This window comes from Kitasatospora sp. NPDC004614 (assembly GCF_042873675.1).
Classification (GTDB): domain Bacteria; phylum Actinomycetota; class Actinomycetes; order Streptomycetales; family Streptomycetaceae; genus Kitasatospora.
Genome location: NZ_JBIALR010000002.1, coordinates 90,941 through 113,399 on the forward strand (window position 1 = coordinate 90,941; position 22,459 = coordinate 113,399).

General features: G+C 73.6%; 21 protein-coding genes. 12 read left to right on the forward strand and 9 right to left on the reverse strand.

From position 1 onward, the window contains the following. Positions 1–68: 68 nt before the first annotated feature. The 5 genes from ACFYST_RS05725 to ACFYST_RS05745 are packed head-to-tail and all read left to right on the forward strand — an operon-like array spanning position 69 to position 5,304. Positions 69–1,076 carry a 3-oxoacyl-ACP synthase III family protein gene (locus tag ACFYST_RS05725; protein ID WP_387860225.1) on the forward strand — a complete coding sequence of 336 codons (1,008 nt, stop codon included), beginning with the start codon at positions 69–71 and terminating at the stop codon, positions 1,074–1,076. Further along, positions 1,073–1,813: a glycosyltransferase family A protein gene (locus ACFYST_RS05730; RefSeq protein WP_387860227.1), complete on the forward strand. Its 741-nt coding sequence runs from the start codon at positions 1,073–1,075 to the stop codon at positions 1,811–1,813. The genes ACFYST_RS05725 and ACFYST_RS05730 overlap by 4 nt, the downstream gene beginning before the upstream one ends. 23 nt (positions 1,814–1,836) lie before the next feature. Further along, the gene (locus ACFYST_RS05735) at positions 1,837–3,312 is read left to right on the forward strand and encodes a class I adenylate-forming enzyme family protein (RefSeq protein WP_387860230.1); all 1,476 of its coding nucleotides are present in this window, start codon (positions 1,837–1,839) and stop codon (positions 3,310–3,312) included. Positions 3,313–3,326: 14 nt separating this feature from the next. Next, positions 3,327–4,388 (forward strand): cytochrome P450, encoded by a 1,062-nt coding sequence (locus ACFYST_RS05740; RefSeq protein ID WP_387860232.1) that lies wholly within the window; start codon positions 3,327–3,329, stop codon positions 4,386–4,388. Between the two features lie 28 nt (positions 4,389–4,416). Beyond that, positions 4,417–5,304: an NAD-dependent epimerase/dehydratase family protein gene (locus ACFYST_RS05745; RefSeq protein ID WP_387861091.1), complete on the forward strand. Its 888-nt coding sequence runs from the start codon at positions 4,417–4,419 to the stop codon at positions 5,302–5,304. On the opposite strand, the gene ACFYST_RS05750 is transcribed toward ACFYST_RS05745, so the two are convergent. From ACFYST_RS05750 to ACFYST_RS05760, 3 genes are all read right to left on the reverse strand, one after another. Beyond that, positions 5,301–5,501 carry a DUF5326 family protein gene (locus tag ACFYST_RS05750; RefSeq protein ID WP_387640169.1) on the reverse strand — a complete coding sequence of 67 codons (201 nt, stop codon included), beginning with the start codon at positions 5,499–5,501 and terminating at the stop codon, positions 5,301–5,303. The genes ACFYST_RS05745 and ACFYST_RS05750 overlap by 4 nt on opposite strands. 187 nt (positions 5,502–5,688) lie before the next feature. After that, the gene (gene tenA / locus ACFYST_RS05755; RefSeq protein WP_387860235.1) at positions 5,689–6,351 is read right to left on the reverse strand and encodes a thiaminase II; all 663 of its coding nucleotides are present in this window, start codon (positions 6,349–6,351) and stop codon (positions 5,689–5,691) included. Between the two features lie 33 nt (positions 6,352–6,384). Further along, complete coding sequence (locus tag ACFYST_RS05760; protein WP_387640164.1) at positions 6,385–6,702, reverse strand: cupin domain-containing protein; 318 nt, start codon at positions 6,700–6,702, stop codon at positions 6,385–6,387. A gap of 104 nt (positions 6,703–6,806) precedes the next feature. On the opposite strand from ACFYST_RS05760, the gene ACFYST_RS05765 reads away from it, so the two are divergent. Beyond that, a complete protein-coding gene (locus ACFYST_RS05765; RefSeq protein ID WP_387640162.1) occupies positions 6,807–7,184 on the forward strand; it encodes a phage holin family protein in 378 nt (125 codons plus the stop codon). A gap of 143 nt (positions 7,185–7,327) precedes the next feature. Here the strand turns inward: ACFYST_RS05765 and ACFYST_RS05770 are convergent, their stop codons facing one another. Further along, the gene (locus tag ACFYST_RS05770; protein WP_387640159.1) at positions 7,328–7,756 is read right to left on the reverse strand and encodes an SsgA family sporulation/cell division regulator; all 429 of its coding nucleotides are present in this window, start codon (positions 7,754–7,756) and stop codon (positions 7,328–7,330) included. A 314-nt stretch (positions 7,757–8,070) separates the two neighbouring features. Between ACFYST_RS05770 and ACFYST_RS05775 the strand changes: the two genes are divergently transcribed. After that, positions 8,071–8,598, forward strand: coding sequence for an NUDIX domain-containing protein (locus ACFYST_RS05775; RefSeq protein ID WP_387640156.1), 528 nt, complete (start codon positions 8,071–8,073; stop codon positions 8,596–8,598). A 3-nt stretch (positions 8,599–8,601) separates the two neighbouring features. On the opposite strand, the gene ACFYST_RS05780 is transcribed toward ACFYST_RS05775, so the two are convergent. From ACFYST_RS05780 to pdhA, 4 genes are all read right to left on the reverse strand, one after another. Beyond that, positions 8,602–9,999, reverse strand: a complete 1,398-nt coding sequence (locus tag ACFYST_RS05780; RefSeq protein WP_387860237.1) for a globin domain-containing protein — start codon at positions 9,997–9,999, stop codon at positions 8,602–8,604. A 180-nt stretch (positions 10,000–10,179) separates the two neighbouring features. Beyond that, complete coding sequence (locus ACFYST_RS05785; protein ID WP_387861093.1) at positions 10,180–11,487, reverse strand: dihydrolipoamide acetyltransferase family protein; 1,308 nt, start codon at positions 11,485–11,487, stop codon at positions 10,180–10,182. Between the two features lie 5 nt (positions 11,488–11,492). Then, complete coding sequence (locus ACFYST_RS05790) at positions 11,493–12,500, reverse strand: alpha-ketoacid dehydrogenase subunit beta (RefSeq protein ID WP_387640150.1); 1,008 nt, start codon at positions 12,498–12,500, stop codon at positions 11,493–11,495. Continuing rightward, positions 12,497–13,648, reverse strand: coding sequence for a pyruvate dehydrogenase (acetyl-transferring) E1 component subunit alpha (gene pdhA / locus ACFYST_RS05795; RefSeq protein ID WP_387860240.1), 1,152 nt, complete (start codon positions 13,646–13,648; stop codon positions 12,497–12,499). Before pdhA ends, ACFYST_RS05790 begins: the two co-directional genes overlap by 4 nt. A 147-nt stretch (positions 13,649–13,795) precedes the next feature. Here pdhA and ACFYST_RS05800 point away from each other — a divergent pair, with 147 nt between their 5' ends. Then, a complete protein-coding gene (locus ACFYST_RS05800; protein WP_387640144.1) occupies positions 13,796–14,263 on the forward strand; it encodes an Lrp/AsnC family transcriptional regulator in 468 nt (155 codons plus the stop codon). 6 nt (positions 14,264–14,269) lie between these two features. Here the strand turns inward: ACFYST_RS05800 and ACFYST_RS05805 are convergent, their stop codons facing one another. Then, the gene (locus ACFYST_RS05805; protein ID WP_387860243.1) at positions 14,270–14,854 is read right to left on the reverse strand and encodes a TetR/AcrR family transcriptional regulator; all 585 of its coding nucleotides are present in this window, start codon (positions 14,852–14,854) and stop codon (positions 14,270–14,272) included. A gap of 367 nt (positions 14,855–15,221) precedes the next feature. Between ACFYST_RS05805 and ACFYST_RS05810 the strand changes: the two genes are divergently transcribed. The 4 genes from ACFYST_RS05810 (at position 15,222) to ACFYST_RS05825 (ending at position 22,378) form a co-directional block, all read left to right on the forward strand. Then, positions 15,222–16,520, forward strand: coding sequence for a hypothetical protein (locus ACFYST_RS05810; protein ID WP_387860245.1), 1,299 nt, complete (start codon positions 15,222–15,224; stop codon positions 16,518–16,520). Positions 16,521–16,671: 151 nt separating this feature from the next. After that, complete coding sequence (paaN, locus tag ACFYST_RS05815) at positions 16,672–18,363, forward strand: phenylacetic acid degradation protein PaaN (RefSeq protein ID WP_387860247.1); 1,692 nt, start codon at positions 16,672–16,674, stop codon at positions 18,361–18,363. 191 nt (positions 18,364–18,554) lie between these two features. Then, positions 18,555–20,030 carry an FAD-dependent monooxygenase gene (locus tag ACFYST_RS05820; protein ID WP_387640134.1) on the forward strand — a complete coding sequence of 492 codons (1,476 nt, stop codon included), beginning with the start codon at positions 18,555–18,557 and terminating at the stop codon, positions 20,028–20,030. 182 nt (positions 20,031–20,212) lie between these two features. Continuing rightward, on the forward strand, positions 20,213–22,378 hold the full coding sequence (locus ACFYST_RS05825) for a protease pro-enzyme activation domain-containing protein (protein ID WP_387860250.1): 2,166 nt from the start codon (positions 20,213–20,215) through the stop codon (positions 22,376–22,378). The last annotated feature ends 81 nt before the right edge of the window (positions 22,379–22,459 follow it).

Sequence of the window (22,459 nt, forward strand, 5' to 3'; positions counted from 1 at the left end):
GCACATCTCAGCCCCGGGTGAGTACCCGTACTCACGCCCGCGCGCCGGGCCCGCGCCAGCATCGAGCCATGGACCTCCTGCCTCGTATCGGCATCACCGCGACCGGCTCGTACCTGCCCCAACAGACCGTCACCTCACGGCAGTTGCAGGACGAGGTGGCCGCCGGCGCCGGGCTGCCGCTGCCCGACGGCATGTTCGAGAAGGCGACCGGCATCCGCACCCGGCACTTCGCGCGCGACGACGAGTACGCCTCCACGCTCGGGCTGGGCGCGGCCCGCCGGGCGCTCGCGGCGCGCGGGATCGGGCCCGGGGACGTCGACCTGCTGCTGTTCGCGTCCGCCTCGCGGGACGTCTGCGAGCCCGCCACCGCGCACCTGGTGCAGGCCGAACTCGGCTCCTGCGCCCACGCGTTGGACGTCTCCAACGCCTGCAACAGCTTCCTGAACGGCATCGACACCGCCCGCGCGATGATCCTGGCCGGCCGGGCCAGCCGGGCGCTGGTGGTGACGGGAGAGACGCCGAGCCGGGCGATGCGCCGCGACCCGTCCGGTCTGGCGGAGTTCCGCGACGGCTTCGCGGGCTACACCTTCGGCGACGGCGGGGCGGCCGTGGTGGTGGAGCGGGTGGAGCGCGGCGGCATCCTCGACATCGAGACCGAGACGGCGTCCGAGCACTGGGAGGTCGGCGGCATCCCGGGCGGCGGCTCGCGGCACCCGCGCGGCGACGAGTGGAGCTACTTCCGGGGCGGCGGCAAGGAGTTGCGCGGGGTTTTCGAGCAGATCGGGGCGGACATCCTGACCCGGGTGGCGACCCGCACCGGCTTCGGCTGGGACGCCTACGCCCGGGTGCTGGTGCACCAGGTCACGCTGCCGTACCTGGAGCGGTTCGTGGAGCTGACGGGGGTGCCCGCCGACAAGCTGGTGGTCACCGTGCCCGAGCTCGGCAACCTGGCCTCGGCCACCATCGGCGTCCAACTCGACCGGACAATCGGCGAGTTGGAGCCGGGTGAGCGGGTCCTGATGGTCGGCCTGGGCGGCGGGGTCAGCCTGATGACGATGGTCTGGGAGAAGTCGTGACGGCGCTCTGGGTGCTCGTCCCCGCCTACCAGGAGGCGGCCAGGATCGGCGGCACCCTGCGCGCCCTGGCCGGCCAGCGCGACCTGGACTTCACCCTGCTGGTGGTCGACAACGGCTCCACCGACGACACCTGCGCGCGGGTACGGGCATTCGCCGATCAAGCCCCGTTCCCGGTAAGGCTGTTGGTCGAACCGGCCAAGGGCGTGGGCTGCGCGGTCGACACCGGCTTCCGGTACGCCATCGACCACGGCGCCACCCTGCTGGCCCGCACCGACGCCGACTGCCTGCCCGAACCGGGCTGGACGGCGGCCGCCCGGGCCGGGATGCTCGGCTGCGGCGGCCTGGTCTGCGGCAAGGTCACTGCCCGCCGCGACGAGCACGGCCCGGTGGGGCGCACCGTGTTCCGCGTCCTGGTCGCGCTCGGCGCGTTCTTCGGCCGGATCCGCCCCGCGCACCGCCGCCGGCACGGGTACCTGACGCCGTACCGGATGCACGCCGGCAACAACATGGCCATCACCGCCGGGCTCTACCTCGAGTCCGGCGGCATGCCCAGGCGCCCGTCCCCCACCGACCGCGCCTTCATCAACCAGGTCCGCCGGGTCAGCCCCGCGATCGTGCACCGCCCCGACATGGTGGTGCAGAACTCCACCCGCCGGATCCGCGCCTACGGCCTGCGCGGCACCGCCCGCTGGTACCTCGAACGCGGCGCCGGACACCGCTCGGTCGACGTCCGCTGACCCACACCGCCGAAGGAGTTCCGATGCTCGACCAGCTCGACCGCACCCTGCGCGACGCCGGCTCCCGCCCGGTCCTGCTCGGCACGACCCGCGGCGGCGCCCCGCGCGTCCTCGCCCGCGGCGCCGAACTGGCCGACGCGACCGATCAGTTGGCCGCTGCCCTGCACCACCGGCACGGCCTGCGGCCGGGCGACACCCTCGGGGTCGCCGTCCGCCCGGGGCCGCGCGGGCTGGCCGTGCTGCTCGCCGCGCACCGCCTCGGACTGCGGGTCGCCGTCCTCGACCCGGGCGCCGGGCCGGACGTACTGCGCTCCCGGCTCGCGCTCGCCCCGCCCGCGCTGATCCTGGCCGACGCCGCCGCGCAGGCCGTCGCCGGCTGGGCCCGGCCGCTGGCCCGCCGCGCCCGGCTGGAACTGCCTCCGCTGCACGCCCTCGCCCCGGTGGCCACCGTCGGCCCCCGCCACCCGGGCTGCGCCCGCGCCCTCGGCGACCACCCAGGGCCGCCCCCGGCCCCGTACGACGGGGACGGCGACGCGGTGATCGTGTTCACCTCCGGCACCACCTCCGCCCCGCGCGCTGTCGTCCACACCCGGGCCTCGCTCGACGCCGGGATGCGCGCCGTCGACGCCCTGGTCCGCCCCCGCCCCGGCCGCACCGTGCTCGGCGGCACCACCTTCGTCCTGATCCCCGCCCTCGCCGCGGGCGCCACCGTCGCCCTCCCCGCTCGCCGAAGTCGCGTTCTGCAGCGCCAGATCGACCGCCTCGCCCCCGACGAGACCTACCTGACGCCCCCGCAGCTGCGACCTCTCACCCACCTCACCGGCCGCATCTGGACCGGCTCCGCCCCCGCCGACGCCGCCCTGCTGCGCCGCGCCAAGAACGCGGGCGCCACCGAGGCCTGGGGCGTGTACGCGCTCACCGAACTCTTCCCCGCGGCAGCCGTCGAGGAGAGCGACAAGCGCGCCCACCACGGCCCCGGCGACCTCCTCGGCCACCCCCTCCCGGGCGTCCGCACCCGGCTCGCCGACGACGGCGAACTGCTGCTCGCCGCCCCCGCCGCCCGCGACCGCTACCTCGGCGAGGACCCCGACCCGTGGGTGCGCACCGGCGACCGCGCGACGCTCGATCCGCGCGGCCGGATCGTGCTGGCCGGACGGCTCAAGGACATGGTGCTGCGCCGCGCCGAGAACATCTACCCCGGCCTGTACGAGCCCTCGCTGCACCTCCCGGACGTCGAACTCGCCGTGCTCGTCGGCATTCCCGACCCCGACGGCGACGAACGCCTGATCGCCCTCGTCCAGCCCCGCCCCGGCGCCGACCCGCACCGCCTGCGCACCGCCCTGCGCGACCCCCTGGCCCGGATGGGCTCCGCCCGCCCCGACGCCCTGCTGCTCGGCCCCGTCCCCCTCACCGGCCGCTCCCGCAAGCCCGACCGGGCGGCCGCCGCCCGCTACTGCGCCTCGCGGCTGGCCAACGGGCAGGCGGGGCGGGCACGTTGAGGCGACCACACCGATTGACCGCCCGCGCCGCCGACCGCACGGTCTACCTGCGCAGCCACCCCGTGCTGTTCGCGCTGCTCGCGGCCACCCGACGCCGCCCCGTGCTGCGACTGGGCCGGACGGTGCTGGTCCACCACCCGGAGGCCTACCGGGAGATCCTCACCCGGGTGCCACTGGACCGCACCGCCGAACACACCACCGGCGGCACCGCGGCCCGGCTCACCGGCGGCGGCCTGCTGTTCGACCAGAGCGGCCCCGAACACCGGGGCTCCCGGCGCGAGTTGGCCAACCTGCTGGGCTCCGACGGGATCGCCGCGCTGCGCCCGCACTGGCAGACCGTACTGGCCGGGCTCGAGGCCGAGCTGGCCGCCGGACCGGTCGACCTGGTCCCGGTGGTCCGCCGGCTGGCCGGCGCCACCGCCGTCGCCCTCACCGGCAGCACCGCCGACCCGCTCGCGCTGGCCGCCGCCGCAGAGCGGGCCGCCGCCGCCACCGCCCGCACCCACCTGCCCACGCTGCTGCCCCGCCCGGGCGCCGAACGCCGGGCCCGCCGAGCCGCCGGTCAGCTGACCGCGCTGCTGCCCGACCCCCGGGACGCGATGCTCGCGGTCGCCGCCGTCAACACCACACTGGCCGCGCTGCCCCGCGCCGCCGCCTGGTGCGCCCGCGCCGACCGGTGGGAGCAGGCCGTCGCCGACGCCCCGGCGCTGGCCGCCGAACTGCTCCGGCTGACCGCCGCCTCCCCCGTCCTGCCCCGGGCGGCCGCCGCCGACGCCACCGTCCTCGGCCACCCCGTCCGCCGGGGCAACCGCCTGCTGCTGGTCGCCCGGCACGCCGCCGAAGCCCACCGCGACACCCCCACCGGCGACCCCGCGCTCGCCGCCCAGGCCCCGTTCGGCCTGGGCCGCCACGCCTGCCCGGGCGCCGCCCTGGCCCGCGCCCAACTCGCCGACCTGCTCGCCGTGTTGGCCCCGCACCGCCCCCGCGTCCTGCGCACCACCGCACACTCCCGCAGCGCCCTGCCGTCCTACCGCAGCTGCCTGCTGGGAACGATCCCGGCCCGCCGACCCAGCTGACCCCGCCCGGAGCCGCCCCGTGCCCCCGATGACCCTCGCCCTGACCGGCGCCACCGGCTTCTGCGGCGCCCACCTGGCCGCCCTCGCCGCCGCCCGCGGCCACCGGGTGCTGGCCCTCGGCCGCCGTCCGGCCCGGCACGGCACCCACCTGCCCTGGGACGCCACCGCCCCCGACGTTCCCGACCTGTCCGGCGCCGACGCGGTGATCCACTGCGCGGCCGCCGTCGGCGACCACCCGCCGGGCTCCCCGCAGGAACGGCTCCAGCGCACCGTCAACGTCGAGGCGACGGCCCGCCTGCTGGCGGCGGCCGGCGGCCGCCCGTTCGTGTTCGTCAGCAGCGCCAGCGTCTACGACCCGCGCCCGGACCGGACGTCGGTGACCGAGCAGCACCCGACCACCGGCGGCCACCTGAACGCGTACGGCCGGACGAAGGCCGAGGCGGACCAACTCGCCCTCGCCGCAGGCGCGGTGGTGCTGCGCCCGCGCGCGGTGTACGGGCCCGGGGACCCGCACCTGGTGCCCCGGCTGCTGGCGTCGGTGCGCGGCGGCGTGCTCGCGCTGCCCGGCAGGGACGTGCCGCTCAGCCTGACGGCGGTGGAGAACCTGGCCGCGGCCTGCCTGGCGGCGTTCGGCTGGCCGCCCGGCGCGTACAACATCACCGACGCCGCCCCGTACCGGCGGGACGAGGCGCTGCGCCGGGTGCTGGCGGCCCACGGCAGGAACGCCCGGCTGCTCCATGTCCCGTACCGCATCGCCCGGTTGGCGATCGGCCGGCGCGAAGGCGTGACCGGGTACGCGCTGGACCAGCTGGCCCGGCCGGTGGTGCTGGACACCACGAAGTCCCGGCTCCAGGGGTTCACCCCGGACCGGGACCTCGGTCACCATCTCGCCCGACTACTGGGCGGACAGTGCTAGTTCCTTGCGGCCTTCTTGATCAGGATCACCACTGCCGCGGCGATGCCGACCAGCAGCAGGACGTTGACCGCGAAGCCGATGATTCCCAGCACGGTGCCCACGATGGTCCAGAAGACCTTCCAGGCGATCACCAGCAGGATGATCGGGACGACGACGTTGCGCACCCACGAGGGCAGCGACTTCCAGAACTCGGCCATGTCCGTACCTTCTCCCCTCGGGGTCGGTGCCGGTAGTTCCGGCTGCGTTCCCGCTCCCTCGATCTCGACACTTCGATCGTAGGCCGCCCGGAAGGCCGAAACGAGGCTTCCGGGCCCGGAGAGAACCCGGAGATCGACCCCTGACGCGGGCCCCGGGAGAACCCTCAGGGCCCGGAGACCGAGTGGGTCACACCGGCCAGGTCTCGCCCTGCCAGGCGGCGTCCCAGAACATCCACTCGTACCGCGAGGTGGTGGTGAAATGCTCGACCACGCGCCGCCGTTCGGCCGCGGAGAGGTCCTCGCCGATCCGGTCGGTGAGGTCCAGGACGCGGCGCACCACGGCCTGAAACTCCTCCCCGCCGTAGGCGGCGATCCACTTGGCGTACAGCGGTTCGGGGGAGGAGCGGCGCAGCAGTTCCTCGCCGACCCGGGCGTAGATCCAGTAGCAGGGCAGCACCGCGCCGAGCGCCTCCGCGAAGGAGCCGCCGTAGACGGTGGCGAGCAGGTAGCTGGTGTAGGCGCGGGTGGTGGGGAGCACGGGTTCGGCGGCAGCGGCGGCGCCGTCCTCGCCGTAGGCGTGCAGGAAGTCGGCGTGCATCTCCTGTTCGGCGGCGATGGCGCCGACCGCGTCGTTGGCGAAGGCCAGCACCTCGTCCTCGCCGGGGGCCTTGGCGGCGCACACCGCGAGTGCCCGGGCGTAGTCGCGCAGGTAGTGCGAGTCCTGGACGACGAAGTGGCGGAACGCGGCGCGCGGCAGGGTGCCGTCGGTCAGGCCGGCCAGGAACGGGTGGTCGAGGATGCGGCCGTAGATCGGCTCGATGGCCGTCCACAGTTCGTCGGTGAGTTTCACAGGCTGCTCCTCATGATGTGCGGGTGGCCACGGTCAGTCCTCCGGCGGGGAGAACACCACGAGCACCCGCAGTTCCTCGGTGATGTGGTGGAAGCGGTGTTCCGTCCCGGCGGGAACGAACACCACGCTGCCGCGGGCGACGGTGGCGGTCTCCCGGCCGACGGTCAACTCGGCCCGGCCGCTGACCACCAGGTAGATCTCGTCCTGGGCGTGCGGGGTCTGCGGGTCGGTGTCGCCGGGGGAGAGCGCGTACAGCCCGGCGGACATCGTGGGCTGCTTCAGGAAGCGCAGGTACGCGCCGTCATTGGCGGCGCGTTCGGCGTCGAGTTCGTCCAGCCGGAACAGTTTCATCGGGCCACGGCCCCCTCTCGGTCCGGGCCCATTCAACAACACTCCACATCACGGTTGTTCGGGAGAGCTTCCGCCCGGCCGGGCGGGCTGTCACCATCCGCAGCATGAAGAATTTCGTGATCAAAACGCTCATCAACGCGGTGGCGATCTGGATTGCCGCCTGGATCGTCAACGGGATCACGCTCGCGGGGGGCGACTGGCAGCACAAGACGGTCACCGTGCTCGCGGTGGCGCTGATCTTCGGTGTGGTGAACTTCGCGATCAAGCCGCTGGTGAAGCTGTTCTCGCTGCCGCTGTTCATCCTCACGCTGGGCCTGGTCACCTTCGTGATCAACGCCCTGATGCTCTGGCTGACGTCCTGGGCGTCGGACCAGCTGCACCTGGACTTCCACGTGAAGGGCTTCTGGGCGGCGCTGCTCGGCTCGCTGATCATCAGCCTGGTCTCCTGGGGCCTGCACCTGGCCTTCGGCGACGACGACTGAGCTCGCCGCGGAAGAGCGGCTGACCGGCCACCGGACAGCGCCCCGTTGCTGCACGACGGCCGGTCATCTCAAAGCATGATCACAAACCGCGCTGCGGGCTCAACTCCCGTACCGCGCTGCGGTCTCAGCTCCGCCGCGAGCACTCAGCCCGCGTTCTCGTGCCCGGTGGTGGACAGGATGCCGGTGAGCTCCTGGTCGAGGTCGCCGCCGGCCGTCTCCTGGCCGATCGGCACCACCAGGTCGGTGCGGGCGAGGAAGGCCAGCAGGGGCGCGGCGTCGGCGTGCATCCGGGCGTCGCCTTCGGGGGAGCGCAGCACCAGGGCGGCCTCGGCGAGGTCCTCGCCGACGGGGTGGATGTGGACGTCGCCCTCGCCGCTGGCCCGGCTGAGCCCGTCGACCAGCAGTTCGCGCGCGAAAACCCAGGTGACCGGCTCGTCGCCGGGCAGGTGGAAGGTGCAGCGGACGGCGAACGGGTCGCCGCCGTCGTACTCCAGGTCGGCCAGGATCCGGAAGGAGAGCTCGCTCGACACCACGAGGCGCATCGCCATGTGGGCTTGGACCGTGCTGTGCATGCGCCAGTACCTCTCGTTCTGCCCGCCCGGTACGCCGAGGGTCGAGCGGTGGGGTCGGGCTTCTGTCGGTTCGCTGTCGGTTCTCTGTCGGTTCTCTGTCCCCAATTCCCCGTTCGGACCTCATCGTCCAGGTTTGGCGGCGATGTGGACAAGGCGTGCTTTTTCAAATGGTGAACAACGCGGCGGGCCGGTGCCGGGCGAGGTGGTCGAGCCGGGCGGAACGAAATCCACCGATTCGGTCCCGTGTGCGAGTTTCGCGGCCACCGGTGTGCGGGAGACTCCCGCACAACGCTCGTGCCCCGGAGGTAACAGCCATGTCGGGCCCGGTCCGTCCTGTCGTCAAGCGCACCGCCCGCGCGATCCTGCTGGAGTTCGATCCGGCCGCCCCGCACGCGCCCGCCTCACTGGTGCTGATCCGCCGGGTCCGCCCCGGCTCCCCGCACCCGTACTGGATCACTCCCGGCGGCGGCGTCGAGCCCGGCGACCCGACGGTGGTCGCCGCCCTGCACCGCGAGGTGGACGAGGAACTCGGCGGGAAGATCACCGATGTGGTGCCCGCCTTCGTCGACACCGTCGCGCACTCCCACCACGACGACGGCACCCCCGCCCACCCGCACGGCGTCAAGGTGCAGCACTTCTTCGTCTGCCGGCTCACCGACTCCGACCCGGCCCGCCGGCACGGCCCCGAGGTGGAGCAGCCCAACGGCGAGTACGAGATCGTCCGGGTGCCGTTCACCCGCGAGGGCGTCACCTCGGTCAACCTGGTCCCTCCCAGCCTGCGCGCCTACCTCGCCGCCAACATCGAGGGCGTCCGCGCCCTGCTCGCCGACGACCTCGGCTGACGCTCAGGCCTGCTCCCCCACCGGGTCGTGCCGGACGGCCCCGGCCGGCAGCCCGCAGCGCCGCAGCGCCGCCGCCCCGCCGCGCACCATCGCCGCCGGGCCGCTCAGGTACGCCGCGTAGCCGGGCCACGGGGCGTGCTGGGCCACCACCTCCGGCAGGGTCGGTCCGGCTCCCTCCGACAACACCGGGCGGACCGTCAACCAGCTGTGCTGCAAGGCGAGTTGACGCAGCTCGGCGAGCCGGTACAGCCCGGACTCCCGGCGCGCCCCGTAGAACACCTCCACCCGACGGCCCGCCGCCCCGTGCGCGGCGACCTCCTCCACCAGCGCGCCGATCGGCCCGATCCCGGTGCCGCCGCCCACGCAGAGCAGGTTCTCCCCCGCCGCGTGGTCCACCGTCATGCCGCCCTCCGCCGGGCCCAGCCGCAGCACGTCGCCCGGCCGCGCCCGGTGCACCAGCGCGTTGCTCACCCAGCCCGCCGGCACCGCCCGCACGTGCAGCGTCAGCAGCCCGTCCGCCCGCGGCGCCGAACCGAACGAGTACGGCCGCCACACCCGCGGCCACCACGGCGTCTCCACCGGCGCGTACTGCCCGGCCCGGAACGGGTACGGCTGGTCCGGCCGGAGCGTCAGCACCGCGACGTCCTCCGCCGCCTGCCGCTGCCCCACCACCTCGGCCTGCCACCACGGCGGGGCGGACCGCGCCTGCTCCTCCAGCCCCTCGACCAGCAGCCGCGACACCAGCGCCAGCAGCCGCCGCCAGGCCGCCTCGGCCCGCTCGTCCCAGGCATCGCCGCCGTACCGGGCCAGCGCCTGCACCAGGCACTCCTCGGCCGCGGCGTAGTGCCCGGGCAGCGCACCGTACGTGCGGTGCCGGCGCCCCAGCGGGACGAGGTACCCGCGCAGCGCCGCCGGGTCGTCGGCGTCCCGGGCGCACTGCCGCAGCGCCCGGAACAGCAGGTCGCGCTGCTCGTCCATGGCGGCCGGGAACATCGCCCGCAGCTCCGGGTGGCGCAGGAACATCAGCGCGTGGAAGTGCGCCATCGCCCGGTCCGCGACCGGCTGCACCGCCGCCAGCACCGCCCGGACCAGCGCCAGCTCCGCCGGGTCCGGCGGTTGCACCGCCCCGGCCGTCCGCTCCACCGCCACCACCGGCTGCGGCCGGGCCGCCGGCACGCCCCACGCCCGGGTCCAACGGTCGCCCGGGCCCACCCAGTTGAGCGGCGCGGCCGGCACGAACAGCGACTCGACGGGCGCGGGCCGGGCCGGCGCCGGTGGCACGGGCACGGTCGGCGCGGGCACGGCCGGCGCGGGCACCGTCGGCGGCCAGGTGGGCTTCGCCGGGACGGCCGGCACCGGGGTGAGCGGCCTACTGCCGAGTTCGAGCTGACGAGTAGCCAAGGGAATCGTTCCGCTTCCGGTCGACGGTCTGCTGACGCCGCCAGCACAGTGTCACCGTCCGCACACCAGATCCGTCGAATCCGGCAAATTCCGGACATCCGACGGGTCCACCCGCTACCCTTCCCCCGGCCGGACAGCCCCAGGTGCGGCCGGTACGAACCAGCCGCACCCAGGGCGGGCTCACAGGCCCCGCAGCAGCATCCCCGGGCGCTCCACACAGTCCGCGACGAACCGCAGGAACCCGCCCGCGGTGCCCCCGTCGCAGACCCGGTGGTCGAAGGTGAACGACAGCTGGGTGACCTGACGGACCGCCAACTGGCCTTCGTGCACCCAGGGTTTGGGCGTGATCCGGCCCACCCCGAGCATCGCCGCCTCCGGGTGGTTGAGGATCGGCGTGGAGCCGTCCACCCCGAACACGCCGTAGTTGTTCAGCGTGAACGTCCCGCCGGTCAGCTCGGCCGGGCCCAGCGACCCGTCCCGGGCCGCCTCGGTGAGCCGGGCGAGTTCGACCGACAGCCGTTCGGTGCCCAGTAGTTGGGCGTCCCGCACCACCGGCACCACCAGTCCGCGCTGCCCCTGCGCGGCGAAGCCCAGGTGGACGGCGCGGTGCCGGCGGACGGCCTCGCCCTCGACGCTGGAGTTGAGCTCCGGGAAGCGTTCCAGACCGGCCAGGCAGATCCGCGCCAGCAGCGCCAGCACGCTCACCTTCGGGCCCGGCACCTGGTTCAACTGGCTTCGCAGTGCCATCAGTTCGGTCGCGTCGGCGTCCACCCAGCAGGTCGCCGCCGGGATCTCCCGGTGGCTGCGGGTCAGCTTCTCGGCGACGGTGCGGCGCAGCCCGCGCAGCGGGACCAGCTCGTCCTCGTCCGTTCCCCGTGGAACCGCCACCGTCTCGGCAACCGGCGCGGTGCCGTCGATCGCCCGCTCGACGTCCCGCCGGGTGATCAGCCCGTCCGGTCCGCTGCCGGGCACCTTCGTCAGGTCGAGCCCGTGCTCGCGGGCGATCCGGCGCACCAGCGGCGAGATCACCGCCAGCACGGCGGGAGCCGCCGCCACGGCGGGGGCCTTCGCCTCGGGGGGCGCAGCCACGGCAACCGGCGCGACCGGCAGCGCGGGCGCCTCGACGGCGCCGCCGCCCGGCGCGACCCGGCGGCGGCCGGCCCGGCGGGTCTCGGCCACCCCGTAGCCCACCAGCGGGCGCTCCGCCTCGGGCGCGGGCTCCTCGTCCTCGGGCACGTGCCCGGGGGCGACGGCCACCGTGACCAGCGGCGCGCCTACCGGCACCTCCTGCCCGACCTCGCCGAACCGGGCGGTGACCACCCCGCCGTACGGGCAGGGCACCTCGACCACCGCCTTGGCGGTCTCCACCTCCACCACCGGCTGGTCGACGGCGATCACCTCGCCGACCTCGACCATCCAGCGCACCACCTCGGCCCCGGTGAGTCCCTCACCGAGGTCGGGCAGCGTGAACTCGCGGACCACCGGCATCGCCATCACTCCTCCCATTGGAGCCGGGCGACGGCGTCCAGGATCCGGTCCACCCCGGGCAGGTGGTGGTGCTCCAGCATCGGCGGCGGGTACGGGATGTCGAACCCGGTGACCCGCAGCACCGGCGCCGCCAGGTGGTGGAAGCACTTCTCGGTCAGCCGGGCGGCGATCTCCGCCCCGGCCCCGCCGAAGCCGCTCGCCTCGTGCACCACCACGGCCCGGCCGAGCGAGCGCACCACCTCGCAGGCGGTGGCCTCGTCGAACGGCACCAGCGAGCGCAGGTCCAGCACCGCGAGGTCCCAGCCCTCGGCCTTCGCCGCCTCGGCGGCCTCCAGGCAGACCGGCAGCGACGGCCCGTAGGTGACCAGCACAGCAGAGGTCCCAGGCCGGCGCAGCACGGCCTTGCCGATCGGCTCCACGCCGGCCGCCGGGTCCCACTCGGCCTTGCCCCAGTACAGCCGCTTGGGCTCCAGGAACACCACGGGGTCGTCGGAGGCGATCGCCTCCCGCAGCAGCCCGTACGCGTCGGCGACGGTGGCGGGAGTGACCACGTGCAGGCCGGGGGTGTGCGCGTAGTACGCCTCGGAGGCGTCGCTGTGGTGCTCGACGCCGCCGATGCCGCCGCCGTACGGGATGCGGACGGTGATCGGCAGCGGCAGCTTTCCGGCGGTGCGGTTGCGCATCTTGGCGACGTGCGAGACCAGTTGCTCCATCGCGGGGTAGGCGAAGGCGTCGAACTGCATCTCCACCACGGGGCGCAGCCCGTACATGGCCATGCCGACGGCGGTACCGAGGATGCCGGCCTCGGCCAGCGGGGTGTCCAGGCAGCGGTCGGCGCCGAATTCGGCGGTCAGGCCGTCGGTGATCCGGAAGACGCCGCCGAGGGCGCCGACGTCCTCGCCGAGCACGTGCACCGACGCGTCGGCGCGCATCGCGTCGCGCAGTGCGGTGTTCAGGGCCTGCGCCATGGTGCCGGTGCGCAGTCCGGACTGTTCGCGGGTGGCAGTGGTCATCGGGTGTGCACCTCGGCCTCCGCGGCCAGCTCGGCGGCCAGTTGCGCGGCCTGTTCGCGCAGCTGCTGGGTGGGTTCGGCGTAGACGTGCGCGAACAGGGACATCGGGTCGAGGTCGGGGTCGGTATGGAACTCGGCGCGCATCCAGGCGGCCATCGCCTCGGCCTCCTCGCCGGCCTCGGTGACCAGTTCCTCGTCCAGCAGGCCGCGCTCGCGCAGGGCGTCCTCCAGCATCCGGATCGGGTCGTGCGCCTGCCAGGCGGTGACCTCATCGGACTGCCGGTAGCGGGTGGCGTCGTCGGCGTTGGTGTGCGCCTCGACGCGGTAGGTGAGCGCCTCGACCAGGGTCGGGCCGCCGCCGCTGCGGGCCCGTTCGACGGCCTCGGTGAGCACCTGGTGGACGGCGGCGGCGTCGTTGCCGTCCACCAGCCGGCCGGGCATGCCGTAGCCGACGGCCTTGTGGGCGAGGGTCGGCGCGGCGGACTGCCTGGTCAGCGGGACGGAGATGGCGTAGCCGTTGTTCTGCACCAGGAACACCACGGGGGCGTGCAGCACGGCGGCGAAGTTCAGGCCCTCGTGGAAGTCGCCCTCGCTGGTGCCGCCGTCGCCGAGCATGGCCAGCGCCACGGTGTCGTCGCCGGCCAGTCGGGCGGCGTGCGCGAGGCCGACCGCGTGCGGGACCTGGGTGGCCAGCGGGGTGCACAGCGGGGCGGTGCGGGTGGCGCGCGGGTCGTAGCCGGTGTGCGCGCTGCCGCGCAGCAGGGTGAGCGCCTGCAGCGGGTCGACGCCGCGGGCGACCACGGCGAGGGTGTCGCGGTAGGAGGGGAACAGCCAGTCGTCCTCGCGCAGGGCGAGCGCGGCGGCTATCTGGCAGGCCTCCTGGCCGGTGGACGCCGGGTAGACGGCGAGCCGGCCCTGCTTGGTGAGGGTGGTGGCCTGCTGGTTGTAGCGGCGGCCGGCGACCAGCCGGCGGTACAGCTCGCGCAGCAGGTCCGGGTCGGCCTTGTCGGCGGCGGGGGTGCCGAGAACGCGCAGCGGTTCGTCGTCGGGCAGCAACGGGGCGGGGTCGGTGCGGGGCGCGGTGGCGCCGGGCAGCCAGCCGGGCACGACGCCCGGATCGGCCTGATCCCTATGGTCCAGAACGGTCATGTGGGGCACCTCCGGGGTGGTGGGGGCTCCCTACCGATTGTTCGGTCGTCTGTTCATCTTGACCATATCCCCGTCAAGACGGTGGACAGTCGGCCGAAAGGGCGGTCTGCTGGGGCCAGCACGTCCAATCGCGAGGGGTGGGGGGCCATGTCGGCTGAACAGGTGTCCAGACTCGACCGTGTCGACCGGTCGATCCTGCGGCTGCTGCGGCAGGACGGTCGCGCCTCGATCCGCTCGGTCGCCGAGCGGGTGCACGTGTCCCGGGCGAACGCCTATGCCCGGATCTCCAGGATGGTCGAGGACGGCGTGATTCGCGGCTTCACCGCCCGGGTCGACCACGAGCGGGCCGGGCAGACCGCGTCCGCGTACGTCACCCTGCGGATCGTCCAGAACTCCTGGCGCACCGTGCGCGAGCAGCTGCTGCAGCTGCCCGGGGTCGCGCACATCGCGCTGGTCGGCGGTGACTACGACGTGCTGATGCTGGTGCACACCGCCGACAACCGGGAGCTGCGCGAGCTCGTGCTGGGCAGCATCCAGTCGATCCCGCAGGTGCTCAGCACCCGCACCATGCTGATCTTCGAGGAGGCCGACCACATCCCCACCGACGGGCCCTGAGGCAGCTCAGCGGGCCCGCAGCCCGTCGAAGGCGAGCTGGACGACGGCGTCCGGCAGACCCTCCGAGTCGCGCTGGCCGGGGCGGTACCACTCCACCACCGAGTTGATCATGCCGAACAGCAGCCGGGTCGCCAGCCGGGGCTCCACATCGGCCCGCAGCTCGCCCGCCTCGACGGCCTGCTGGACCAGCTCGGCCACCCGGTGGTCGAAGTCGCGCCGCCGCTCCAGCGCCCACTGCTCGGTCACGGTGTTCCCCCGGACCCTCAACAGCAGCGTCACGTACGGCAGTTCGGCCAGCAGCACCTCGGCGGTGCGGCGCACCACGTGCTCCAGCCGGCCGGCCGGCCGCCCCTCGACCGCCCGCGGCTCCTCCAGGATGCCGAACAGCGCGTCCAGCGCCCGCCCGACGGCCAGCCGCAGCAGCTCCTCCTTGCCGCGCACGTGGTGGTAGATCGAGGACTTGGAGATCCCCGCGGCCCGGGACAGGTCCTCCATCGAGGTGCCGTCGTAACCGCGCTCGTTGAAGACCCGCACCGTGACGGCGAGCAGCGACTCGACCGTGTAGGAGGCGCGCGTGAGGTTTTCGGCCATGGCAACGAGTATCGCGCCGCGCACACCGTCCCGTCAGCCGGGGTGCGGTTCCCGGCCGTCCGATATCGGCCCAAAAGATCAGGAATAGCGGGTCAAGTCGGTCGGATTTGCCAATACGTGCCGGGTTTCCCGCGGGAATTCTCCGCATTGATTCGCAGCCGTCGCCCACGCCGCGGATCGGCGCTGGTACGGCCCCCACCAGGGGTGGTTCGGCCGCGGCCCAGGCGCCGCCGATCCGGGGGCGACGCACCCGTCCGCGAGGCCCTGTGGCCAGGTCTGACGCAGCCTTACACTATCCGCACCGCCGCCCCCGGCGGCCCGAAATGGCACAGGATGGAGGCGGCCCGTGGGTGTCGTCCGGCAAGGGATGGCGGGTCGTCCACCGACCTCCGCCGAGAGCGGGATCACGACCGAGGACGAGACCCCGGTCGAGGCCGACGGCCGGGCACCGCAGGAGACGGCGGACGAACCGGCGGCCGACCCCAGGGCGGGCTACGGATTCCGCCGCACCGCGCAGCGATTCGGGCCCGCGCTCGCCCTGTTCGGCGCGGTGAAACTCGCCGGATTCGCCGCTTTCATGTGGCTGTTGGAAACCAGCGGCCACTACCGGACCACCGACCCGCGTTTCGGCGGCGGCACCCACCCGTGGGATGTGCTCGGTACCTGGGACGGCCTCTGGTACCAGAAGGTCGCGCAGCTCGGTTACGACCCGCAGCTGATTCCGGAGCAGGGTTTCTTCACCATCAAGCAGAATTCCGCCGCGTTCTTCCCGCTGTATCCGGGCCTGATCCGGCTGGTGTCGAACACCGGCCTCGGCCTGTACGGCGCCGGCATGCTGGTGTCGATCGTCGCCTCGTTCATCGCGGCGGCCGGCATCTTCGCCGTGGTGTCGCGGCTGTACGGCCACCGGGCGGGCGTGATCGCGGCGGGCCTGTGGGCGGCGTTCCCGGGCTCCGGCGTGGAGTGGGCGGTCTACTCGGAGTCGGTGTTCGTGGCGCTGGCCGCCTGGGCCTGCTACTTCGCCGTCGACCGCAACTGGGTGAGCGCCGCGGTGGTGACGTTCATGGCGGGCCTGGCCCGGCCGAGTTCGGTCCCGCTGATCGCCGGTGTGGCGCTGGCCGCCGCGATCGCCCTGTGGAAGCGCTCCGACGGCGTGGTGGGGCCGCTCACCGCGATCGTGCTGCCACCGATCGGCTGTCTGGGCTACCTGGGCTGGGTCGGCTACCGGATGGGTCACCTGGACGGCTACATCACCCTGCAGCGCGGCGGCTGGCTGCACTTCTTCGACTGGGGCCGCTACACCCTGCGGGCCGCCACCAACGTGCTGCGCGGCGAAACCAACTACCTGTTCGCCTACCCGACCGAGGACCTGATCGCGGTCGTGGTGCTGCTCGCCCTGCCGATCCTGCTGGTGTCGCTGCTGTCCAAGCGCCCGCCGCTGGTGCTGACGGTCTACACGCTGGGCACGCTCGTGATGGTGCTCGGCAGCCAGCAGATGTTCGGCACGCTGTCGCGCTTCGTGCTGCCGATCTTCCCGCTGCTGATCCCGCTCGCGGTGGCCCTGGCCCGGGTCCGGCTGCGCAACCTGGCCACCGTGCTCGGTGTCGCCGCGCTGTCCTCCGGCTGGTTCGCCGGCTACGTCATCTTCCAGCTCGGCATTCCGTAACCGACCGAGCCGCCGCCCGTACCGGACCGCTCCGGCGCGGGCGGCGACCCGATCCGGCGCGGGCGGCGGACCCTGCCGAGAACCTCTTGCACCGACCGATCGTTCGGTTACGCTGAGCTGTGTCCCGCCCCGCCCCCGTGAGGAGCGCACCATGGCCGCTGCGACCCCCCTGCCGGTCGCCGAACTGATCGCCCGCCACCAGGACACCCTCGACCGCGCAGTAGCCGCGGCCGGGTCCCGCGATTACTGGTCGCCGTACCCGGAGTTCCCCAAGGCGTACGGCGAGAGCGCCGCCGCCGACGGCAAGGCCGCCTTCGACGCCCTGCTGGGACGGGAGTTCGAGCTGCCGGGCCACCCCGACGGCGGCGAGCCGGTGACTGGCGAGGCGAGCCCGTACGGCATCGAAATGGGCATCGCCTACCCGCACGCCGAGCCGGACGCGCTGCTGGCCGCGCTGGAGGCCGCCCGCCCCGCCTGGGCGAAGGCCGGCCCGGCCGCCCGCGCCGCGGTCTGCCTGGAGATCCTGGCCCGGATCAACGCCCGCTCGCACGAGTTCGCGCAGGCCGTGATGCACACCACCGGCCAGGCCTACGGCATGGCCTTCCAGGCCGGCGGCCCGCACGCCCAGGACCGCGGCGTCGAGGCGGTGGCGTACGCGTACGCCGAGCAGACCCGGCTGCCGCGCTCCGCGCAGTGGACCAAGCCGCAGGGCAAGCGCGACCCGCTGGTGATGACCAAGGAGTTCACCGCCGTCCCGCGCGGCACCGCGCTGCTGATCGGCTGCAACACCTTCCCCACCTGGAACGGCTACCCGGGCCTGTTCGCCTCGCTGGCCACCGGCAACGGCGTGCTGGTCAAGCCGCACCCGCGGGCCGTGCTGCCGCTGGCGCTGACCGTGCGGATCGCCCGCGAGGTGCTCGCCGAGGCCGGCTTCGACCCCAACCTGGTCTGCCTGGCCGCCGAGCACGAGGGCTCCGCGATCGCCCAGGTGCTGGCGGTGCGCCCCGAGGTGAAGCTGATCGACTACACCGGCTCCACCGGCTTCGGCGACTGGCTGGAGAACAACGCCCGGCAGGCGCAGGTGTACACCGAGAAGGCCGGCGTGAACACCGTCGTCGTCGACTCCACCGACGACTACCGCGGCATGCTGAACAACCTGGCGTTCTCCGTCAGCCTGTACAGCGGCCAGATGTGCACCACCCCGCAGAACCTGCTGATCCCGCGCACCGGCATCCGCACCGAGGACGGCGAGCGCAGCTACGAGCAGGTGGTGACCGACCTGGCCGCCGCCGTCGACGGCCTGCTCGGCGACGACGCCCGCGCCGCCGCCATCCTCGGCGCCGTGGTCAACCCCGGGGTGCTGCAGCGCAGCGCCGCCGCGGCCGGCGGCGAACTCGGCGAACTCGCCCTGGCGCCGCGGGTGGTGGCCTCGCCGGAGTTCCCCGGCGCGACCATCCGCACGCCCGCCCTGGTGAAGGCCGACGCCGACAAGCCGGACGACCTGTCGCGCTTCCTGACCGAGTGCTTCGGCCCGATCGCGTTCGCCGTCGCCGTGGAGTCCACCGCCGCAGCCGTCGAACTGCTGCACCGCACCACGGTCGAGCACGGCGCGATGACCGCCGGCGCGTACACCACCGACCCCGAGGTCGAGACCGCCCTGATCGACGCCTGCCTGGACGCCGGCGTCTCGCTCTCGCTCAACCTCACCGGCGGCGTGTACGTCAACCAGACCGCGGCCTTCTCCGACCTGCACGGCACCGGCGCCAACCCGGCCGCCAACTCGGCGTACTGCGACGCCGCGTTCGTCGCCAACCGGTTCCGCACCGTCGAGATCCGCAAGTAACCGTCACAAGAGCCAGCGGGCCCGGAAGCCGTCCCACCACGACGGCGTCCGGGCCCGTTGGCTGTCAGGAGGTTCACAGCCCCGGACGGGACCGCGATGATGGCAGTCTGAAAGCGCGCTGAGAACCCGAAAGCCGTGGGACTCCGGTCCGTTGAGCACCGGCCGACGAGGGATGACGACGGGAGAGACGGATGTCCGAGACGGAGTTCACCGCCGATGTTGTAGTGGTCGGGGCCGGCCCGACCGGCCTGCTGCTGGCGGGCGATCTGGCCGCGGCCGGGCTGCGGGTGACCGTGGTCGACAAGCGCGCCGAGGAGTCCAGTCTGACCAGGGCGTTCGCGGTGCACGCCCGCACCCTGGAGATGCTGGACGCCCGCGGCCTGGCCGACGAACTGATCGCCACCGGCCGGACGCTGCCCTCGCTGCAGGCCTTCGGCAAGGTCCGGGTGGACTTCTCGACGCTGCCCACCCGGTTCCCGTTCACCCTGGTCACCCCGCAGTCCCGGACCGAGCGGGTGCTGCGCGAGCGGGCCGTCAAGGCGGGCGCGGAGCTGCGCCGCGGCGCCGAGCTGACCGGCCTGCGGCAGGACGCGCAGGGCGTCACCCTGACCGTCCGCACCGCCGAGGGCGAGCAGCGGCTGCGTTCCCGCTACGCGGTCGGCGCGGACGGCGTGCACTCGGCGGTGCGTGACCTGCTGGGCATCCCGTTCCCCGGCGAGTCGGTGGTGCGCTCGGTGATGCTGGCCGACGTCCAGTTGGAGCACGAGCCGGAGGAGCCGCTGACGGCCTGCGCCCACGAGCGCGGCTTCGTCTTCCTGGCCTCGTACGGCGACGGCTGGCACCGGGTGATCGGCTGGGACCGCGACCACCAGGTGCCCGACTCCGAGCCGGTGGTGGTCGCCGAACTCGCCGACCTGCTGCGCGAGGTGACGGGCCGTGACCTCGGCATGTCCGAGCCCCGCTGGACCTCCCGCTTCCACAGCGACGAGCGCCAGGCCACCAGCTACCGCTCCGGCCGGGTGTTCCTGGCGGGGGACGCCGCGCACTGCCACTCCCCGGCCGGCGGCCAGGGCATGAACACCGGCCTGCAGGACGCCGCCAACCTGAGCTGGAAGCTGGTCGCCGCCGTCCGCGGCTGGGCCCCCGACGCGCTGCTCGACACCTACCAGACCGAGCGGCACCCGATCGGCCGGGCGGTGCTGCGCAGCTCCGGCGCCCTGGTGCGGCTGGCGCTCGGCCGGCACGCCTCCACCCGGGCGCTGCGCTCGGCGATCGGCGCGGCCGCCGGGGCGCTGGGCCCGCTGGCCGAGCTGGGCGCCAAGCAGATCTCCGGCATCGGCTACAGCTACCCCGCCGAGAAGGGCTCCCACCCGCTGGCCGGCCGCCGCGTCCCGGACCTGCGCCTGGCGGTGGACGTGCCCGGCGGCCCGTCCCGGCTGCACGAGGCGCTGCGCGCCGGGAAGGCCGTGCTGATCAGCAACGACGAGCTGTCGGTGGCGGATTCGTGGTCCGACCGGGTGGTCACCGCCGCGCCCGCCGACCCGCACGGCAAGCTGCGCGACACGGTGCTGCTGGTCCGTCCGGACGGCTACGCGGCCTGGGCCTGTGTCGATCCGACCCGGGGCGAGCTGCGGGCCGCGCTCAGCCACTGGCTGGGCCGCCCCTGATGCTTATTCACTGAATTCCCCGGACGGAACTCTGTTCATTCACAAAAGCCTTCCGCCGTTCCACAGTTGACTGTTCTTTAGTAAGCAATTGCCCAGGCATGGGCCAGTTCCTGGGAGTTCTCTGAGAGATTCTGGCGAGCGTTTTCGAAAACCGGAACGCCCCCAGACTTCCGGAGGAACCCGTGCGACCCCGCTCGCTGGCCCTTGCCGCAGCCCTGGCTGTCCTGCCCCTCACCGCCGTCTGCCTGGGCGTCGGTACCGCCCAGGCGGCGCCGACGCCCAACGCCAGTGCCCGGGTGGCGCTGCCGCAGACCGTCACGCCGGCGGTGGCGCGCTCCCACAAGCAGGGAGACGTCCCGGCCGACCGGAAGATATCCGTGGCGGTGGCGCTGAAGCTGCGCAACACCGCCGAACTCGACCGGTTCCTCTCGGCGGTGGCCACTCCCGGCACCGCGGAGTTCGGGCACTATCTGACGCCCGCGCAGTTCAACGAGCGCTTCGGCCCGACCCAGGCCGACGTGGACCAGGTGCGCGCGTTCCTGACCGCGCAGGGCCTGAAGGTCGACTCGGTGAGCGCGAACCGCCAGGTGGTCAACGCCACCGGTTCGGCCTCGGCGGTCGCCGCCGCGTTCGGCACCCACGAGTCGACCTACAGCGACCCGCAACAGGGCAACCGGAGCTTCTTCGCCAACGACGCCGCCGCCTCGGTGCCGGCCTCGCTGGCCGGCGTGGTCGAGGGCGTCAGCGGCCTCAACGACCACACCGTGCGCACCTCCCGGATCGCCAAGCCCGACGCGGCCACCCCGCACGCCACCCCCAACGGCTTCGGCCCGGCCGGCTACGACGGCGCGTACCGCCTGAACCAGATGGGCGCGGACGGCACCGGCAGCACCGTGGCACTCTGGGAGTTCGACGGCTACAAGTCCTCCAACCTGACCACCTACGACAGCCAGTACGGCCTGTCGGGCCCGGCGGTCAGCACCGTCTCGGTGGACGGCGCGAACTACGACGCGGCGCCCGGCGGCGGCCAGGGCGAGGTCGAGCTGGACTCGGAGATCCTCCGCGGTGTCGCCCCCAAGGCCACCCAGCTGGTCTACGAGGCGCCCAACACCGACCAGGGCGAGATCGACATGGCCGCCAAGATCGTCTCGGACAACCGGGTCTCGGTCATCTCGATCTCCTGGGGCTCCTGCGAGCCGGACACCACCGCCTCCTCGATGACGGCGGTGAACAACTCCTTCAAGCAGGCCGCCGCCCAGGGCATCTCGATCTTCTCGGCCTCCGGCGACGACGGCTCCCGGGACTGCACCCGCTCCACCTCGGGCTCCACCGTGAAGGCCGTGGACTTCCCCGCCTCCAGCCCGTACAACACCGGCGTCGGCGGCACCAACCTGAAGGTCTCCGGCACCACCTACAGCTCGGAGAGCGCCTGGAGCACCGCCGGCGGCGGCGTCTCCACCCAGTTCGCCAAGCCGACCTGGCAGACCGGCACCAACGTCACCGGCACCATGCGCACCGTGCCCGACATCTCCTCCAACGCCGACCCGGCCAGCGGCTTCGCGATCTACACCCAGGGCACCAGCAGCCCCGGCTGGCAGGTCTACGGCGGCACCTCGGCGGCCGCCCCGCTGTGGTCCGGCTACGCCGCGCTGTACAACCAGAAGGCCAAGGCCGCCGCCAAGCCCGCCCTGGGCGAGGTCAACCCGAAGCTGTACGCGGTCGCCAACAGCAGCGCCTACGGCACCGCCCTGCACGACGTCACCAGCGGCTCCAACCAGGACTTCGCCGCCAAGGCCGGCTACGACCAGGTCACCGGCTGGGGCACCCCGATCGCCGACGGCCTGACGAACGCCCTGCTCGGCACCGGCGGCACCACCCCGCCGCCCACCGGCGGCTGCACCGCCGCCCAGCTGCTCGGCAACCCCGGCTTCGAGACCGGCACCGCCACCCCGTGGACCACCTCCACCGGCGTGGTCGACAACTCCGCCTCGCAGGCCGCGCACAGCGGTTCCTGGAAGGCCTGGCTGAACGGCTACGGCGCGGCCCACACCGACACCCTCGCCCAGACGGTGGCGATCCCGGCCGGCTGCCGGGCGAGCTTCAGCTTCTGGCTGCACGTCGACACCGCCGAGACCGGCAGCAGCGCCTACGACAAGCTCACCCTGTCGGCCAACGGGGCCTCGGTGGCCACGTACTCCAACCTCGACAAGAACACCGGGTACGTCCAGAAGACCGTCGACCTGTCCTCCTACGCCGGACAGACCGTCACCCTGAAGTTCACCGGCGTCGAGGACGCCTCGCTGCAGACCAGCTTCGTCATCGACGACACCGCACTGAACATTTCCTGACCTCGCCTCAACAGAGTTGCCGGGGGGGCCTGTCACGGGCCCTCCCGGCACCTGTGTGTCAGGAGTGTTTCGTGTTCGCTC